The organism is Ruegeria arenilitoris (genome assembly GCF_013032445.1).
Classification (GTDB): domain Bacteria; phylum Pseudomonadota; class Alphaproteobacteria; order Rhodobacterales; family Rhodobacteraceae; genus Ruegeria; species Ruegeria arenilitoris_F.
Genome location: NZ_WQCA01000010.1, coordinates 17065 through 33690 on the forward strand (window position 1 = coordinate 17065; position 16626 = coordinate 33690).

The 16626-nt window shown below is 58.5% G+C and carries 20 protein-coding genes; 6 read left to right on the top strand and 14 right to left on the bottom strand.

Translation table 11 applies throughout. From position 1 onward, the window contains the following. The first annotated feature begins 274 nt into the window (after positions 1–274). Both GOW98_RS15545 and GOW98_RS15550 read left to right on the top strand, forming a co-directional pair. Positions 275–565 (top strand): hypothetical protein, encoded by a 291-nt coding sequence (locus GOW98_RS15545; RefSeq protein WP_170328304.1) that lies wholly within the window; start codon positions 275–277, stop codon positions 563–565. Positions 566–592: 27 nt separating this feature from the next. Beyond that, positions 593–1144 (top strand): hypothetical protein, encoded by a 552-nt coding sequence (locus GOW98_RS15550; protein WP_254438034.1) that lies wholly within the window; start codon positions 593–595, stop codon positions 1142–1144. Here GOW98_RS15550 and GOW98_RS15555 read toward each other — a convergent pair. Further along, complete coding sequence (locus GOW98_RS15555; RefSeq protein WP_170333688.1) at positions 1141–1905, bottom strand: sulfite exporter TauE/SafE family protein; 765 nt, start codon at positions 1903–1905, stop codon at positions 1141–1143. The genes GOW98_RS15550 and GOW98_RS15555 overlap by 4 nt on opposite strands. A gap of 145 nt (positions 1906–2050) precedes the next feature. On the opposite strand from GOW98_RS15555, the gene GOW98_RS15560 reads away from it, so the two are divergent. The 3 genes from GOW98_RS15560 to GOW98_RS15570 all read left to right on the top strand — a co-directional run bounded on the left by GOW98_RS15560 (position 2051) and on the right by GOW98_RS15570 (position 4888). Beyond that, positions 2051–3742 (top strand): acyl-CoA dehydrogenase family protein, encoded by a 1692-nt coding sequence (locus GOW98_RS15560; RefSeq protein ID WP_170333690.1) that lies wholly within the window; start codon positions 2051–2053, stop codon positions 3740–3742. 160 nt (positions 3743–3902) lie between these two features. Then, positions 3903–4457 (top strand): hypothetical protein, encoded by a 555-nt coding sequence (locus GOW98_RS15565; RefSeq protein ID WP_170333692.1) that lies wholly within the window; start codon positions 3903–3905, stop codon positions 4455–4457. 38 nt (positions 4458–4495) lie between these two features. Continuing rightward, on the top strand, positions 4496–4888 hold the full coding sequence (locus GOW98_RS15570; RefSeq protein WP_170333694.1) for an META domain-containing protein: 393 nt from the start codon (positions 4496–4498) through the stop codon (positions 4886–4888). On the opposite strand, the gene recO is transcribed toward GOW98_RS15570, so the two are convergent. The 4 genes from recO to era all read right to left on the bottom strand — a co-directional run bounded on the left by recO (position 4872) and on the right by era (position 7982). Next, a complete protein-coding gene (recO, locus tag GOW98_RS15575; protein WP_170333698.1) occupies positions 4872–5597 on the bottom strand; it encodes a DNA repair protein RecO in 726 nt (241 codons plus the stop codon). The genes GOW98_RS15570 and recO overlap by 17 nt on opposite strands. 79 nt (positions 5598–5676) lie before the next feature. Further along, positions 5677–6528 (bottom strand): hypothetical protein, encoded by an 852-nt coding sequence (locus GOW98_RS15580; RefSeq protein ID WP_254438035.1) that lies wholly within the window; start codon positions 6526–6528, stop codon positions 5677–5679. A gap of 160 nt (positions 6529–6688) precedes the next feature. Beyond that, positions 6689–7018 carry a DUF1491 family protein gene (locus GOW98_RS15585; protein WP_170333703.1) on the bottom strand — a complete coding sequence of 110 codons (330 nt, stop codon included), beginning with the start codon at positions 7016–7018 and terminating at the stop codon, positions 6689–6691. Positions 7019–7073: 55 nt separating this feature from the next. After that, positions 7074–7982, bottom strand: coding sequence for a GTPase Era (gene era / locus GOW98_RS15590; protein ID WP_170333705.1), 909 nt, complete (start codon positions 7980–7982; stop codon positions 7074–7076). A gap of 157 nt (positions 7983–8139) precedes the next feature. On the opposite strand from era, the gene GOW98_RS15595 reads away from it, so the two are divergent. Next, positions 8140–9516: a multicopper oxidase family protein gene (locus tag GOW98_RS15595; RefSeq protein ID WP_170333707.1), complete on the top strand. Its 1377-nt coding sequence runs from the start codon at positions 8140–8142 to the stop codon at positions 9514–9516. Here the strand turns inward: GOW98_RS15595 and GOW98_RS15600 are convergent. The 9 genes from GOW98_RS15600 to rpoZ form a co-directional block, all read right to left on the bottom strand. Beyond that, on the bottom strand, positions 9513–10031 hold the full coding sequence (locus GOW98_RS15600; protein ID WP_170333709.1) for a GNAT family N-acetyltransferase: 519 nt from the start codon (positions 10029–10031) through the stop codon (positions 9513–9515). The genes GOW98_RS15595 and GOW98_RS15600 overlap by 4 nt on opposite strands. Before the next feature lie 16 nt (positions 10032–10047). Next, complete coding sequence (rnc, locus tag GOW98_RS15605) at positions 10048–10725, bottom strand: ribonuclease III (protein ID WP_170333711.1); 678 nt, start codon at positions 10723–10725, stop codon at positions 10048–10050. Beyond that, a complete protein-coding gene (lepB, locus tag GOW98_RS15610) occupies positions 10722–11561 on the bottom strand; it encodes a signal peptidase I (RefSeq protein WP_170333714.1) in 840 nt (279 codons plus the stop codon). Before lepB ends, rnc begins: the two co-directional genes overlap by 4 nt. 72 nt (positions 11562–11633) lie before the next feature. Further along, positions 11634–12038 carry a holo-ACP synthase gene (gene acpS / locus GOW98_RS15615; protein ID WP_170333715.1) on the bottom strand — a complete coding sequence of 135 codons (405 nt, stop codon included), beginning with the start codon at positions 12036–12038 and terminating at the stop codon, positions 11634–11636. Beyond that, positions 12035–12655, bottom strand: a complete 621-nt coding sequence (locus tag GOW98_RS15620; protein WP_170333718.1) for a LysE family translocator — start codon at positions 12653–12655, stop codon at positions 12035–12037. The genes acpS and GOW98_RS15620 overlap by 4 nt, the downstream gene beginning before the upstream one ends. After that, the gene (locus tag GOW98_RS15625) at positions 12652–13398 is read right to left on the bottom strand and encodes a pyridoxine 5'-phosphate synthase (protein ID WP_170333719.1); all 747 of its coding nucleotides are present in this window, start codon (positions 13396–13398) and stop codon (positions 12652–12654) included. Before GOW98_RS15625 ends, GOW98_RS15620 begins: the two co-directional genes overlap by 4 nt. Then, positions 13391–14089, bottom strand: coding sequence for a DUF2062 domain-containing protein (locus tag GOW98_RS15630; protein WP_170333721.1), 699 nt, complete (start codon positions 14087–14089; stop codon positions 13391–13393). The genes GOW98_RS15625 and GOW98_RS15630 overlap by 8 nt, the downstream gene beginning before the upstream one ends. Before the next feature lie 16 nt (positions 14090–14105). Then, on the bottom strand, positions 14106–16238 hold the full coding sequence (locus GOW98_RS15635) for a RelA/SpoT family protein (protein WP_170333723.1): 2133 nt from the start codon (positions 16236–16238) through the stop codon (positions 14106–14108). Between the two features lie 26 nt (positions 16239–16264). Further along, positions 16265–16618 (bottom strand): DNA-directed RNA polymerase subunit omega, encoded by a 354-nt coding sequence (gene rpoZ, locus GOW98_RS15640; protein WP_170333724.1) that lies wholly within the window; start codon positions 16616–16618, stop codon positions 16265–16267. Positions 16619–16626: the final 8 nt, after the last annotated feature.

The window sequence follows — 16626 nt, forward strand, 5'->3', positions numbered from 1 at the left end:
TTACAAATGCGTTGCCCGAGGCCGATTCATGGGGTATTTGATGACGTCATTATGACAAAAAGTCCGGCGCAATTCTGCACCGGACTGAACTTGAAAAGACCTTGGGGCAGCTCGAGCAGACGATCACATCAGCAGAATGAGCAACCTAATCAAATATGTACTGTATTACAAAGGGAACAAGTGTCAAGATGAGACATACTGAAATCACTCCACTCAGTATGTCGATTTCCGTCGCGGACATGCGGCTGACGGCACTGAAAGCGATGGGTAGACTATGACCGAAATCTCGAAACTGACCGAATTGCGCAAGCTGATGCAAAGCATGGAGCGGACACTGGGGCTTGAACAACTATCTCCGGTTGAACGCGATATTTACTATGCGGCCGAAGAGCTGTCCAAATCCGACGAAGAAGTGCGCACTTTTGGCTTGATCGAGCACACACTTGTTCAAAGCGTTTCGCGCCCGACCTTTTTCCGTGCGCTGAAATCGCTGGTGCAGAAAGGTTACCTGTCGCAAAGCGGCAGCGCCAACCGGGGCCGGTATATCGTTCATGCCCCCAAGTGACGCCTTGAATCTGCGCACAGGTAGCTGATGATCGACGTGCACAGGTGGGCGACTGAGACATTCTGGGCCTCATTGGCATACGTTGTGGCATCGTACCTTACATTTCAGGTGTTGATGCCGCTTCAGAATGTGTTCTTTCCGGAATATCCAAGCAAGGCCAGCTTGCTGTTCCTGCCGCATGGGGTGCGGGTTCTGTCGGCGTGGCTCTTGGGCTGGCGGGCGATTTTCGCGTTGCTACCGGGGGTCTTTATTGTGTTTGCCGTCCTCGGTGGCAGTGATGTGTTCCTGCCAAGCCGGTTACTAGCGATCTTCATTGCCGTCACCACAGTGCCGGCCGTTTTCTACATTTGCAAATGGATCGGTTGGGACCTGTTCCCCCGACCAGATCGCAAACCCTGCTGGTCTTGTGTCATGGGGGTCGGGATCATCACGTCTTTCCTTGTCTCAGGCCTGACCAATCTGGCATTCGGAAGCGCGCGTGTGGAATACGTCGCCTTTCTGATCGGCGACATCTCAGGACTCTTTTTCCTGATGCTGGGGCTTTATTACACCTTTCGGCTTGCCGACAGGCGCAGTTAACCGAGCAGCCCACGCCGCAACAGGTTCACGCCCGCAACCAGCAGCACCAGCAGTGTAACCTTGCGAAACACCGCCTGATCGATACGCGACTGCAACCCCAGCCCGATCCGCATCCCCACCAGCGCCGGCAGGACCAGGATAGCGGAAAACGGCACCGTCTCGGCCCGTAGGATGCCCGATCCCAGATGCGCCAGCATCAACGCCACCGCCCCCAAACCGTAAATCACACCTTGCACACGCATCTGCACTGCTTTGGGCGTGTTCAGCGCAGTCAGGTAGGCAACAGTCGGCGGTCCCCAGATACCCGACATCCCGCCGACAAACCCGGCAACCGCGCCGATCCCGACCTCGATCCGTGCAGACGGTTTACCAAGCGACGGTTGCACCCCCAGCACCTGTATAAGCGCGAAAAACGTGACCGGAATGCCGATCATAAGCAAAAAGGTTCGGGCAGGCACGGAGCTAACCAGCTGAGCACCCAGCAGCAGGAACACAAGCCCCACCACCAGAAAGATCCGGAACTGCTTGATCGCCGAGATCGCGGCAGGCACCCCTTCACGCAGGGCCTGAAAGCCATTGGTCGCCAGCGTCGGTAGGATGAGCCCCGCAATCGCCAGATTGGGCGGCAGGAACATGCTGAGCCCGGACACCAGAACCATCGGCATGGCAAACCCAACCATGCCTTTGACCCACCCCGCCACAAAGGCAACGACGAGGGCTAGTAACAGGTCTTGCGGAGTAAACAGAGAAAACAGCGTCATACGCCCCTGATATCACTCTTGACCGGCGCTGCACTGCAAAATCGTCAAAGCAATTTTCGAACTTTTTAGCCGCAGTTCACGTATTTTTGTTGCGCTGCACGTGCAGCATGATATGACCGGACGACACCAGAGAAGGACCTGATTCATGGCCCATGACGGACAGGATATGACCCAGATGACAACATCCGCTGTTTTGCCCGAGCTTCTGACGCTGACCCGTGCCGCGCTGCCTGCGGTCGAAACCGTGTTTGAACGCGCCCGCGAAGCGGTTCGTGAGATGGTCACCGCAGATGGCCGGGTCTCTGGCGCGCTGATCGAAGCGAACCAGACCGCCGCGCATGGCCTGGCTTGGCTGGCGACATACAATCAGTCTCTGCAACAGATGCAACGCTGGGCCGACGCGCTGGAGGCAGATGGCAAGTTCGGCGAAATGGAACAATTGCTGCACCAGATCGCCTTTGGTGAATACCTGCATCAGGTCGCGGGTGGCATCCCGATGAACCAGGGCGAGGTCGTGCGCCTGCAGGACATGGGCCTTGGCTGGGAAGCGCTATCAGGATTCCAATCAACCGAAATTCAAACCCTGATGGCGCAGGCGAACTCTCAGGCAGCCCGTACGCGTCTGGTGGCCCTGATGGAGGATCAGGCCGGTGCGACCATGTTCGGCGCCTCGGGGCTGGATGAAGAGCTGGAAATGATCCGCGACCAGTTCCGCCGCTATGCGCAAGAAAAGGTCGAACCGAACGCGCATGACTGGCACCTCAAAGACGAACTGATCCCGATCGAGATCATCGAGGAACTGGCCGAGATGGGCGTATTCGGCCTGACCATCCCTGAGGAATTCGGCGGCTTTGGCCTGTCCAAAGCCTCAATGTGTGTGGTGTCCGAAGAGTTGTCGCGCGGCTATATCGGTGTCGGCTCGTTGGGCACCCGCTCCGAGATCGCGGCCGAGCTGATCATCGCAGGCGGCACCGACGAGCAGAAAGCCAACTGGCTGCCGAAACTGGCCAGCGCTGAAATTCTGCCGACCGCCGTGTTCACCGAACCGAACACCGGATCGGACCTTGGCAGCCTGCGCACCCGTGCGGTCAAGAACAAAGACGGCGAATACGAAGTCACCGGCAACAAGACATGGATCACCCACGCGGCGCGGACCCATGTTATGACCCTGCTGGCGCGTACCAACCCGGACACCGCCGACCACCGCGGCCTATCCATGTTCCTGGCCGAAAAAACGCCGGGCACTGACGAGAACCCCTTCCCCACCCCCGGCATGACCGGTGGCGAGATCGAAGTTCTGGGTTATCGCGGCATGAAGGAATACGAACTGGGCTTTGACGGCTTCAAGGTCAAGGGCGAGAACCTTCTGGGCGGCGAAGAGGGCAAAGGCTTCAAACAGCTGATGGAGACCTTCGAATCCGCCCGCATCCAGACCGCCGCCCGCGCCATCGGCGTGGCGCAAAGCGCGCTGGATATCGCGATGCAATACGCGCAGGATCGTAAGCAATTCGGCAAGTCGCTGATCAACTTCCCCCGTGTGTCCGGCAAGCTGGCCATGATGGCGGTTGAGATCATGATCGCGCGCCAGCTGACCTATTTCTCGGCCTGGGAAAAGGATCACGGCCAGCGTTGCGACCTTGAGGCCGGCATGGCCAAGCTGCTGGGCGCGCGCGTCGCATGGGCGGCTGCCGATAACGGTCTGCAGATCCACGGCGGCAACGGCTTTGCGCTGGAATACAAGATCAGCCGCGTCCTGTGCGACGCGCGCATTCTGAACATTTTCGAAGGGGCTGCCGAAATTCAGGCACAGGTTATCGCTCGGCGTCTGCTGGGCTGACCTTTCTCGGCATTCCTGTTTCCCCGACTGGCCCGGCCTTTGCGCCGGGTCTTTTTCTGTTCGGCGCCGGTTGTGATCCGCCGACGTGCGAACTTCCCCTTTGATCTCAGACGAGAACCCGGTTACAGCACCCTGCGCTTCAAAAAGAATGGCATCCAGAATGACCAGAAGACTTTTCGCACTTTGGGCGGTCCTTGCAGCTCTCGCAATCGGCGGCTGCACCAAGACACAGCCGACTGCCACGCAGAACGATATCAACGATCTGGCACAGGCCATTCAGTCCCTCGACCCAAAAGTCGACCCGGTCGAGGCGCAAAAGGCCGCGACAATCGCCTACACGTATTCGCAGCAGTTGAAACAGCAGTGGAACGTCACCGACTCGGCCATCATTCATAACGCCAAGGTTATCAACGGGTTTCGGGAAAAGGGCCTGTGCAACGACTGGGCGCAGGCCATGACCACACGGCTGCGACAGGAAAACTTCCGTACGCTGGACCTGCACTGGGCCACGTCCCCGCCGACGCAGTTCCGGATCATCCACCATTCGGCCCTCATCAGCGCCAAGGGGGATTCGATGTATGACGGGATCATCCTTGATCCGTGGCGTGCAAGCGGCGCGTTGACATGGGCCCCTGTGCGAGAGGACACCAAGTACAACTGGCGCCCCCGACTGGACGTCCGGGAAGAGTTGATCAGCGGGGAACTCCCCTACTAAAGGTTTCGTGAACACCGCCGTTGAGCTAAGACCGCCCCATGACACGCCTGATCCTGACCCTGCCTCTGCTCGCCCTGTTTCAATGTGACAGGGACGAAACAGTTGCCGCCTACGGCGCTGCAAATCAGACGTGGGCGTTGCAAGAGATTGACGGGCAACCGTTCGAGGCCAGTGCCCTGCTGCGTTTTCCCGAGGCAGGTAAAATCGAAGGCAACGCCCCCTGCAACAGCTACAGCGGCACCCTGAATGCGCCCTACCCGTGGTTTGAAATCGCGGATCTGGTCGCCACGCGTGCCGCCTGTGCCGGGCTCGAGGCCGAGGGTTTCTACTTCGCCGCCCTGATGGCCATGACCCAATCCGAAGTGTCAGGGGATGTGCTGATCCTGCGTAACGAGGATGGGCACGAGATGGTGTTCACAGCCGCCGAGTGAACTGATCCACAAACCGCGCTCGCGCCTCAGGCAGCGGATGGTGGCCCAGCGACGGCGCAACCCGGTGTTCCAGAAAATACCCGGTCGTCTTTAGGGCATCGGCAATTTCGGCATCTGGTGCCGCCCCTTCGCCACGCAAACAGGGCGGTAGCGGCAACAGCTTGTCCGCCCACTCCCCCGCGCCTTGGGCGCTGACGGCCCGGCCAGTCTTGGGCGAGACATAGATCAGCCCCTTGGTCGCCCCTGTCACCGCACAGGCCGACAGGTCCAGACCGAAGCCCAATTCCTCAAGCAGCGCCAGTTCCCAGCGCAAATAGGCCAGTGGCCAGATTTCGTCCTGCCCCAGTAGGTCCATCAGTTGCTCGGTCTGCTTGTAGATCGCCGGATGCGGTTCACGTTCGGGCAGGCAGAACGACAGCAACGACACCACCGCGTTCAACCCGGCCAGCGCCAACCGCCCCGAAAACGCCGCCGCCGCGCGGGATCGCAGGGGTTCCACCTGAAACGTCCCGATATGCTCCTCAAGCCGTGCGCGCCAGAGCACATCCAACTGCGCACCGGGCTGCAAGACCGGAGCGATCTTACGACTGGTTCCTCCGCGCACGACACCGGCATGGCGACCGTGGCCTTCGGTAAAGACCTCGATGATCGCCGCTGTCTCACCATGGCGGCGAGAGGTCAAGAGTATGCCATGATCGCGCCAGTCCAAAAATCCGCCTTATGTTGCGTCCCGGTGTCGCCGCAACAGATCGCAGGCGGCTGCATTACGCAAGCGGGAACAGGTCCAGTCAGAACCGAAGCCGAAATGCGAATCCAACCAGGGGTGCTGTATCATATTCTTGGCGGCTGAGCTCATTGCCATTGCGGTCGTCCAGCGTCAGACGCCCGTCCAGTTCAGCGCCGGCGAAAACATTCAAAGACACGCCGGGATTCGGGGCATAGCCAAAGGCCAGAACAACGGGGATGCTTTTGTCTTCACCAACCCCGTCAGGTGCCAGCCCATCCCCATCCAGGCGGAACCTTATCCGTTCAGATCGTGCGGCAAGGGACAGGCTCATTTCCTCGCTCAATGCGTAACTAAGCGTCAATCCAGGGCCCTGCGTCGCCCCAATGCCCGAGCCCGTGTTCAGGTTCCAGCGATCATTAATGTCCCAATCGACCAACAGCGCCGGGAAAACCTCGGCATCGCTATCCTCCAACCGGGAAAAGGCACCAAACGCAGGACCAATCGTCAACCGCTCATTCAACTTCCATGCGACACCTGCGAACACGCCATAGGTCCGTCCGTCCGAAGTCGAAGCCCCGCTCTGATAATCCCAGCGCACTTGCGGAGACACAAAAACGGTAGCGTTATTGCCTACGCGAAATCGAACGGGCACGGAAAAACGAATGTCGCGAATGTCTTCCCAAGGTTGATTTTCGGCTTCACTGAAATTGTAGTCGAACCTACCAAAACTGGTCGACAGCCCAACCGAGGTTCCTTCTTCCAGATTGTACAGCGCTGTCGCGCGCAAGAAGGCGCGATTGGCGGAAAACTCTCCTCCATCATCCAAGCTCGCATCGCCCTGAAAAGCTGCGAGCCCGTCAAGTTGATAGACCCATCCCTCCCTGGGCTGCGCAGAAGATACGGTCGCGGACATGCTCAAAAACAACGCGCTCACGCATAACGTTGACAGGAAAGTTCTCATCCGCTCCAACCTTTTGAAAACAGGGCACAGTCTCAAATAGCAGTTCTGCATCTTCTACAGAACGCACAGGGAAAATAGAATGTTTGACTGTCTTCGCCAGACCACAAGAAAATTATTCGAGCCCCTCTTCCCCCAGCAGATGACGCCCTTGCCGATCCTCAACCTCAATCACCCAAAGGTCCGGATCAAAGCTGCGCTGTTTGGTGATGGCAGCGTCGACATCACACTCGGGGCCGCTGGAAAGCTCGACCCATTTGCGTTCTCCGCTCATCAGATCAAAACTGCGCTGGAACGCGGCAGACTGGCCGTCCAGAGTGTTCAGCTTCACCAGAACCGCGCCGGCTGTGTCATCGCCATGGGCGACTACAAAGGCCGGTATTTCCTGAAATCTAAGCCGTGCCAGATAGGCATGCACCCAGAACTTTGCCGTCAGACGTGTCATTGAGCCGCCCTACCCACCCGGCGTAAGAATTTTCGACGAAAATTCTTCACCCGTGTCATGCGTTGCCGTCTTTGAAATCCAGACCCATTTCCGAGTACCGCTCGGACTCCTCCAGCCAGTTGGGCCGAACTTTGACTTGCAGGAACAGGTGGATCTTGCGGTCGAGGAACTCTTCCAACTCGGCCCGCGCGGCCTGACTGACGGCCTTGATCGTCTCACCGCGTTTGCCCAGAACGATGCCCTTGTGGCCGTCGCGCATGACATAGATGACCTGATCGATCTTGGCCGAGCCGTCCTTGCGCTCTTCCCAGTTCTCGGTCTCGACAGTCAGCTGGTAGGGCAGTTCCTGATGCAAACGCAAGGTCAGCTTCTCGCGCGTCATTTCGGCAGCGATCATGCGCAGGGGCAAATCGGCGATCTGATCCTCGGGGTAGAGCCACGGCCCCTCGGGCAGTTCCGCTGCAAGCCAAGCGCGCAGGTCGTCCACACCATAGCCCTTTTCGGCGGAAATCATAAACGTCTCGGCAAATGGATAGCGCGCGTTCAGGTCGCTGGTCAGGGCCAGCAGCTTCTCGCTGGGCACCTTGTCGATCTTGTTGATCGCCAGTGCGATGGTGCGGCCCTGCCCGATCTCTTCCAGACCTTCAAGGATGCGCTCAACGCCTTCGGTGATGCCGCGATGCGCTTCGACCATAAGAACCACCACATCGGCATCCGCTGCGCCACCCCACGCGGCAGCGACCATCGCGCGATCCAGTCGACGGCGCGGCTTGAACAAGCCGGGCGTGTCCACGAAGACCAATTGCGCATCGCCCTCCATCGCGACGCCGCGGATGCGGGCGCGAGTGGTCTGCACCTTATGCGTTACGATCGAGACCTTGGCCCCTACCATGCGGTTCAGAAGGGTGGATTTGCCTGCGTTGGGCTCTCCGATCAGGGCGATAAATCCGGCGCGTGTGGTCATGTGTCCTGCGATCCTGTTTGCAAGTGCGCACCCCTATAGCAGAAAGACCCTTTGGGCCAGAGGGATTTGTCGCATTGCAGCCATGCTGTTTCGATGGCAAGACCGTGCTACGCCGCGCCAACCCCAGCCAGGCAATCTTCAATCAAATGAGGCAACAATGAAACGACGTGAGTTTCTGCTGGGCAGCGGTGCCGCCGCTGGAGCGCTGGGTCTAGGTGCGTTTGGGCTCGAAGCAGGTACACAGGAACTGGCCATACAACCCGCCAGCTTCGCCCTGCGTGATCAGGTGACAAATGGCATGGTCAGCCTTTCGCCGGACGCACCGCCCCCGGTCTTGTACGGCAAACAGGGCGAAATGATGCGCCTGCCAGTGCGCAACACCTTGTCTGACTACACTGCGATGCACTGGCACGGGTTGCGTATTCCCAACGGGATGGATGGGGTTCCCTATTTGACGCAAATGCCGATCGGGCCCAATGAGGTTTTCAACTATGAGTTCACGCCTCCGGACGCGGGTACCTATTGGTATCACCCCCATTGCATGACGATGGAGCAAATGGCCCATGGCCTGACCGGTGTGATGGTGATTGCCGAAGCGGAAGATCCCGGTTTCGACAGTGAACAGGTGATCAATCTTCGCGATTTCCGGCTGGATGAGCAGGATCAGTTCCTACCTGCCTATACAGCGCGCGGAGCGGCTCGTGCAGGGACTTTTGGAAATGTGCAGACCGCCAACTGGCTGGATGCGCCGGTCTACGACCATGTCTCGGGCGGGTTGGTGCGTCTTCGGGTGGTGAACACCGACACGACACGTATCTACAAGCTGCACGTGAATGGGGCTACAGCACGGATCATTGCCTGGGATGGGCATCCGACCGGCATCGATCTTCCAATGCCAACAGCAGAAGACCCGCTATTGGTTGGTCCGGGTCAACGGGTGGACTTTGCCATACAGATGCCTTCAGGCGAAGGTCAGACTGTTGAACTTATGGCAAAGCTGCCCGGTCAGCCGCATCGAGCGATGACGCAGTTGCGGGCGGTTGGTCGCTCTGTCGGGCGTGACCTGCGCGAATTGCGTCCCCTGCCGGAAAACCCGGTGGCCAAGCCGGATTTGGCAAACGCCGAACTGCATGAATTTGTCTTCGGCTGGACACCCGAAGGAGGTGAGCCAACCAACGGTTTCTGTGGGTCTCTGGGCTATAACTTCTGGTCTATCAACCGCAAACCCTGGCCCGGAGATGCCGCGCAAGGCGTAGGACCACTGGCAACGTTGCAGATGGGAAAGAGCTATGTGCTGCGTCTACGTAATGAATCTCCGAACCTGCATCCGATCCACCTGCATGGGTTGGCTTTTGTGCCGCTAAAGTCGAACCTTCGAACTTTGGCTCCGTTGATGACCGACACAATGCTTCTTTTGAAGGACGAGGTAGTCGAGATTGCTCTGGTCGCGGACAATCCCGGCGATTGGGCCTTTCATTGTCATGTGATCGAGCATCAGAAAACGGGGCTGACCGGATTTATTCGGGTGACTTAGACCTGCGCTGTGACGTCCAGAGACAAGACATGGTTCGGATAGCATTGATCCGCGATCCGGAAATCCGTTGTGCCGACCTGCTTGAACCCTTTTGCGATGTAGAAATCAATCGCGGGTTTGTTCTCGGAATTGGTCGTGAGCCAGATCGAGTTCCGGCCTTTGCCCCGACAATAGTCGGTCGCAACGTCCAACAAGGCCGAACCGATCCCCTTCCCGTGATGGCTTGGCTGAACGTAGAACGTGACAATCTCCAGATCGGACAGCCCATCGACGGGTGCGTCTCGCCCGTCAGCCAACCGAATAAACCCGTCGATCCCATCCTGATTATCCGACACCACCAGAAGATCATGTCCTGCGTCAATAATGGCCTCAAACTTGCCCTGCGTGAATTCTGACAAAACAAATTCGCCGAAGAAGGAATTCACCCCGCGCCGCAGATAAGTGCCAACCCAGACCTCAATCGACAAAGCCGCAAGAGCGGCCGCGTCCGTTTTCGCTGCAGGTCGGATCCTCATTGCGTGAGCCCATGGCTCACTTCAACTGCTCCAAAAGGGCCTTGGCTGCGGCCTGTTCGGCCTGACGCTTTGATCCTGCTGTTGCCTGCGCCTCGGTCCCGTCCTGCAAGCGGGCGGCGATGGTGAAGACGGGTGCGTGGTCCGGGCCGCTGCGCTTGACTTCGACATAGTTGGGCGGTTTCTGCCCCCGTGCCTGCGCCCACTCCTGCAGCGAGGTTTTCGCATCGCGGGCATCAGCCTCGACCGTGTGGATGCGGTCGCCCCAGAGCGCCAGGATCACGTCACGTGCAGCTTCAAACCCGGCATCGCGATAAACAGCCGCGATCACGGCTTCCATCGCGTCGCCCAGCAGGGCCTGTTTACGACGACCACCGGACAGCATCTCGGACCGGCCCAGTTTAAGAACCGCACCCAGATCAATCTGACGGGCAACATCTGCACAGGCTTCTTTCCGAACCAGCGCGTTAAACCGTGGCGCCAGCTGACCTTCCGAAGCCTTTTTGTCTGCCTCAAGCAGCGCGGTGGCCATGACAAGGCCCAGAACCCGGTCGCCCAGAAACTCGAGCCGCTGGTTGTCGGGTCGGGTGGCCGACGAGACGGATCCATGCGTCAACGCGCGCACCAAAAGCTCGGGGTTGGTGAATTCATACCCCAAACGCTGCTGGAACGCTTTGATATCGGCCGAGAGCTTCAATTGACCGCCTTGAAGAACCGATCCCCGCGCCATGTCCAGAAAAACAGCATCGACCGACCTGCGGACGAGAACATGATCCGGTCGGCCCGACCAATCAGGTTCTCATAGGGCACATAGCCCACTCCGCCAGCAGATTGCGGCAGACGGCTGTCGCTGGAATTGTCTCGGTTATCACCCATAAAAAAGTAATGGCCTTCGGGCACGGTATAGATACCGGTGTTATCGGACGCTTGATTTCCGATATTCAACACGTCGTAAGAAACGCCATTGGGCAAGGTCTCGATCAGGCGGGATTTCTCGCACACTCCACCAATCCCGACTGGACCGTTTTCACAACGAGGGCGCAGGCCCTGCGGACCCTGCGGCGCGGCGGTTTCCGTAAAGACACCGTCGGGTTGCTGGGATACCGGAGTACCGTTCAGTATGATCTGACCCTCGCGGATCTGAATGCGGTCACCCGGCAAACCAATCAGGCGTTTGATGTAATCGCGCCCCGTGACGGGGTGGCGAAAGACGATAACGTCGCCGCGATCGGGTTCTCCGCCCAGGATGCGCGAATTGTCGTCTCCCTGCATCCAGCCGCAGATATCTTCGGCGTCGATGTTCAGACCGACGCTGGGAATAATCAGGCTGGGGCAGGACGCATAGGAATAACCGTAGGCCATTTTATTGACGAACAGGAAATCCCCGATCAGCAGGGTCTGTTTCATCGACCCCGAGGGAATCCAGAACGGCTGAAAGAACAAGGTGCGGAAAACGCCTGCGATCAGCAGGGCGTAGACGATGGTTTTGATCGTCTCCCATACGGGATTTCCGGTTTTGACGTCCTCGGCCATACTGCTCTCCGGTCCTTGCATTGTTGGGGTGCTACATGCGGGGCCGAGGGGGGCAAGTCAAGGCTACGTGGCCTAATCTTGAAGCGGTCGCGCTTCGATCACCACAAAGGCCTGCGCCCAAGGGTGGTCATCGGTCAAAGTGACGTGGATGATCGCCTCATGCCCTTCGGGTGTCATCTCTTTCAGACGTTCGGCGGCCCAGCCGGTAACGTGCATGACGGGCTGGCCGGTGCGCAGATTGGTGACCGCCATATCCTTCCACGCGATACCCATGCGCAGCCCCGTTCCCAACGCCTTGGAGCACGCCTCTTTCGCGGCCCAGCGTTTGGCATAGGTTCCCGCAGTGTCGGCGCGACGTTCAGCCTTGCTCTGCTCGGTCTCTGTGAAGACGCGATTGCGGAAGCGATCGCCGAAGCGATCAAGAGTGCCTTGGATGCGGTCGATATTTGCGAGGTCTGTGCCGATGCCGAGGATCATCTTGAAAACGCCGATTTAATCAGCCCCAGCCCCGCAACAGCAAACAAACCCGCGACAAAACCATCGATCCAGCGCCGAAACCGACGGTATCCGGCCATCATTCCACTGACCGAAAATATAATTGAATAGAGCGCATTGTTTGCAAACCCTGCCGCCATGCAAACCAGCGTTGCTGCGGCAACAGATACCACGCCATCGTCCGGGCCCAGCCCCATAGACAAGGCTGCCATCCACGCAATAACCGATTTGGGATTGGACAGGTTCAGAACCAGCCCACGCCAGAACCAGCGCCCTTTGTCTGGCAACGCCATTTCGTCTGCTTCCGATTGTGCCGCGGAGCGCCCCGACTGCAACGCCAACCAAAACAGATAAAGACCTCCGAGTACTTTCAGCGCCATCAAGACATAAACCGAGCCCTGAAGTACGGCGCCCATTCCGCTAGCCGCAACCAAACCCCAAAACACCAGCCCGCATGACAACCCGGCCCCGTATATGAGGCTGGTTTTTCGGCCAAAACTCATAGCAACAGCAGCGTTTGAGATGTTTGCAGGACCGGGCGACACGGCGACGATAAAAAATGCCATGGCCGAAACCGCAAGGGATGTGGGGTCAATCATAACCGCGCCTCATCCATCAGCCGTCGCATCTCGGCAATGGCTGGGGTCAGCCCGAGAAAGATCGACTCGCCGATCAGGAAGTGGCCGATGTTCAACTCGCGCACCTCGGGGAAGGCCGCAACAGGCTGCACCGTGTCATAGGTCAGGCCATGGCCCGCATGGACCTCAAGCCCCAGTGAGTGTGCGAAGGCAGACATTTCACGCAAGCTTTCAAGCTCACGCGCGGCCTCGTCCATGCGGCCCTCGGCTTGAGCGTCGCAATAGGCACCGGTGTGCAGTTCGATCACTTCGGCACCGATGCGGTGGGCGGCTTCGATCTGGCGCTGGTCGGCGGCGATAAAGATGGACACGCGGCAACCAGCCTCGCGCAAGGGCGCGATGTAATGGGCCAGTTTGTTTTCCTCGCGCGCGACCTCAAGCCCGCCTTCGGTGGTACGTTCCTCGCGCTTTTCGGGCACGATGCAGACCGCATGCGGTTTGTGGCGCAGGGCGATGCGCTGCATTTCGGGCGTGGCGGCCATCTCAAAATTCAGCGGCACCGACAGAACCTCCATCAACCCGTCGATATCGGCGTCCGAGATGTGGCGGCGGTCTTCGCGCAGATGAGCGGTGATGCCGTCCGCCCCAGCCTCTTCCGCCAGTTTAGCCGCGCGCAGTGGGTCCGGATAAGAGCCGCCGCGAGCGTTGCGCACAGTTGCAACGTGGTCGATATTCACACCCAGACGAAGGTGATTGTCAGACATCGCTTGTTTCCTTTTCCGGGTTTCGGTCCGAGCCTACAGGGTTAGCTACGGGAACGGTAGGTTCAGCTTCCGCCAACCGTTTGATTTCATCGAATTTTGCCTTGATCCGGGCGCGGCGGCGCTGCTGGTAGGTCCGAACCACCGGCAGGCTGAGATAATAACAGATAAACCCCGCCAGAAGCCCCGGTAAAATACCCCCGATCAGATAGGGAAAGAACACCTCGTCGTAGAACACGTCAAGGCCACGCCAGTCGGCAACGCGGTCGGTGAACATCGCCATGAAGTTGTTCTTCAGGTCGCTTAACGCCTTGAAAAAACTGTCCATCAGGCCGTGGGTTTCACCTTCGTCAAAATCGTCGCCCAGCAGGAAATTCCCGGTTTGCAGACAGATGACGCCGATGGGCACATAGGTCAGCGGGTTTCCGAAAAACGTTCCGCTGAGCGAGGCCAGCAAGTTGCCGTTAATCAGACGGCTAAGCAGGGCCGCGATAACGAAGTGGAATCCGTAAAACGGCGTGAAGGCGGTGAACACACCCGCTCCGACACCACGCGCGATGCGCTCAGGTGAATCCGGCAGACGCCGGATGCGGTGTTTGACGTAATGAAAGGCCCGGGTCCAGCCACCGCGCGGATAGACAAACTCCGAAGCGATCCGAATGGGTGAGCGTCGGTCTCGGCGCTTGAAAACCACTCCTGATCACCCCTTCTCAGCCAGCCGCAACTGCGGTTTTTTCCCTGTCCCGATGCCGTTCGACCGCGGCAACGTCGCTTTCGGCCTCAAGCATCAGCATCAGCGAATGCAGCTGTTCAAGGTCGCGCAGCTCGACACTGATCAGCAGACGGTAAAAATCCGGTTTGCGATCAACGAATTCCAGGTTCGAGATATTGGCCTTTTTTTCGCCGATCAATGTGCAAATACGCCCCAGTACCCCAGCGTCATTGCCGATGGTCAAATCCAACGTAACGCCATATGCGGCCGGGTGCGTGCCCGAATGCCAGTGCAGATCAACCCAGCGGTCAGGTTCGCTTTCGTATTCGGACAGGCGGTCACAGTCGATCGCGTGCACGACCACCCCCCTGCCGCGATAAGTGATACCTACGATCCGTTCCCCTGGAAGCGGCTGACAGCAGGGCGCACGCTCGAATTTTTGTCCAGGCTCAAGACCGATCACTGCGCGACGCGGCGAAATGGCATCGCCGTCATCCTGCGTCAGTTCTGGATAGACCGCGCTGACCACATCATGCGCCGTCAATTCAGCACTGCCGAGGCGGGCCAGCAATTCGTGCCGGTCTTTCAGACGCAAGTGTTTGGCCGCCGTATCCAGAGCCTTGTCGGTGGCCTTGCGGCCAACATGTTCGAACCCTGAGCGCGCCAGCTCTTTGCCCAGTTTGATGAACCGTTCGCGGTCTACTTCACGCAAGGCGCGACGGATAGAGGTTCGCGCCTTACCAGTCACCGCGATTTCAAGCCACGTAACCTGAGGGGTTTGACCGTCCGCTGTGATGATGTCCACCGACTGCCCGTTCTTGATCCGGGTCCACAGCGGCACGCGGACGCCATCGACTTTGGCGCCAACGCAGGCATGGCCGATGCGAGTGTGAATGGCGTAGGCAAAGTCAATCGGCGTCGCACCACGCGGCAGCTTCACCACGTCGCCTTTGGGTGTGAAGCAGAACACCTGGTCCGAGTACATTTCGAGCTTCACAGCCTCAAGGAAATCCTCGTGATCATCCTCGCTGTCGAATTGCTCGGTCAGGTTTGCGATCCACTTGGCCGGATCGACAGCGAACGGGTTTTCCGAGCGGACACCGTCACGATAGGACCAATGCGCCGCGACACCGGTTTCGGCAACGTCATGCATTTGTCGGGTGCGAATCTGCACCTCTACCCGCTTACCGTCACGGCCCGAGACCGTGGTATGGATCGAGCGGTAACCATTTGATTTCGGCTGACTAATATAGTCCTTGAACCGCCCCGGCACCGCGCGCCAACGCTGGTGAATTGCACCGAGTGTCCGGTAACAGTCTTCTTCCGATTGCGTGATAATACGGAACCCGTAGATGTCGGACAAACGCGAGAAGCCCTGGTCCTTTTCCTGCATCTTGCGCCAGATTGAATAGGGTTTCTTGGCGCGACCGAACACTTCAGCCTCGATTCCGGTTTTTTCCAGCTCGTACCGCATGTCACCAGTGATGCGGTGGATTACGTCGCCAGTTTCGCGTTGCAGAGTGATGAAACGGCGAATGATCGACTGGCGACCTTCGGGGTTCAGAACACGGAACGCGAGGTCTTCCAGTTCTTCGCGCATCCACTGCATACCCATCCGGCCTGCAAGCGGCGCGTAGATATCCATCGTCTCGCGGGCTTTGACGATCTGCTTTTCAGGCCGCATTGCCTTGATCGTGCGCATGTTGTGCAGGCGGTCAGCCAGCTTAACCAGAATAACCCGAAGGTCCTTGGACATAGCCATGAACAGCTTGCGGAAGTTCTCGGCCTGCTTCGTCTCACGGCTGGAGAGTTGAAGATTGGTCAGCTTGGTCACGCCATCGACCAGCTTGGCAACCTCATCGCCAAACAACTCGGCCACCTTGCCGTAATTGGCTTTGGTATCTTCGATCGTGTCGTGCAGCAGCGCCGTGATAATGGTCGCATCATCCAGACGCTGTTCGGTCAAGATGGCGGCAACGGCAACGGGATGAGTGAAATAGGGCTCGCCAGAATGGCGGAACTGACCCTCGTGCATCTCTTTTCCGAACTCATAGGCCCGGGTGATACGGTCAGCATTTGTCTTGGGGTTGTAGTTGCGGACCAGCGCAATCAGGTCGTCAGCAGAAATCATCCGGTCCGCACCTTCGTCTTTGGGGATTACCCCTGGCCTTGAGCCTCCATCAGAGCGCGCAGCAGCTTCTCTTCCGACATGTCGTCATCGGCAGGTTTGTCCGACTCGGCACCCATGAGCAGAGCCATCTGATCTTCTTCCGGCTCATCCACCTCAATCTGGGTCTGATTGGCCTCGATCAGGCGCTCACGCAGCTCGTCAGCGCTCTGAGTTTCGTCGGCAATCTCGCGCAGGGACACGACAGGATTCTTGTCGTTGTCACGATCAACGGTGATCGACGCACCGGCGGAAATCTCGCGCGCACGATGGGCGGCAAGCATCACCAGCTCAAACCGGTTTGGAACCTTGTCTACGCAATCTTCAACCGTCACGCGGGCCATTGGGCGCT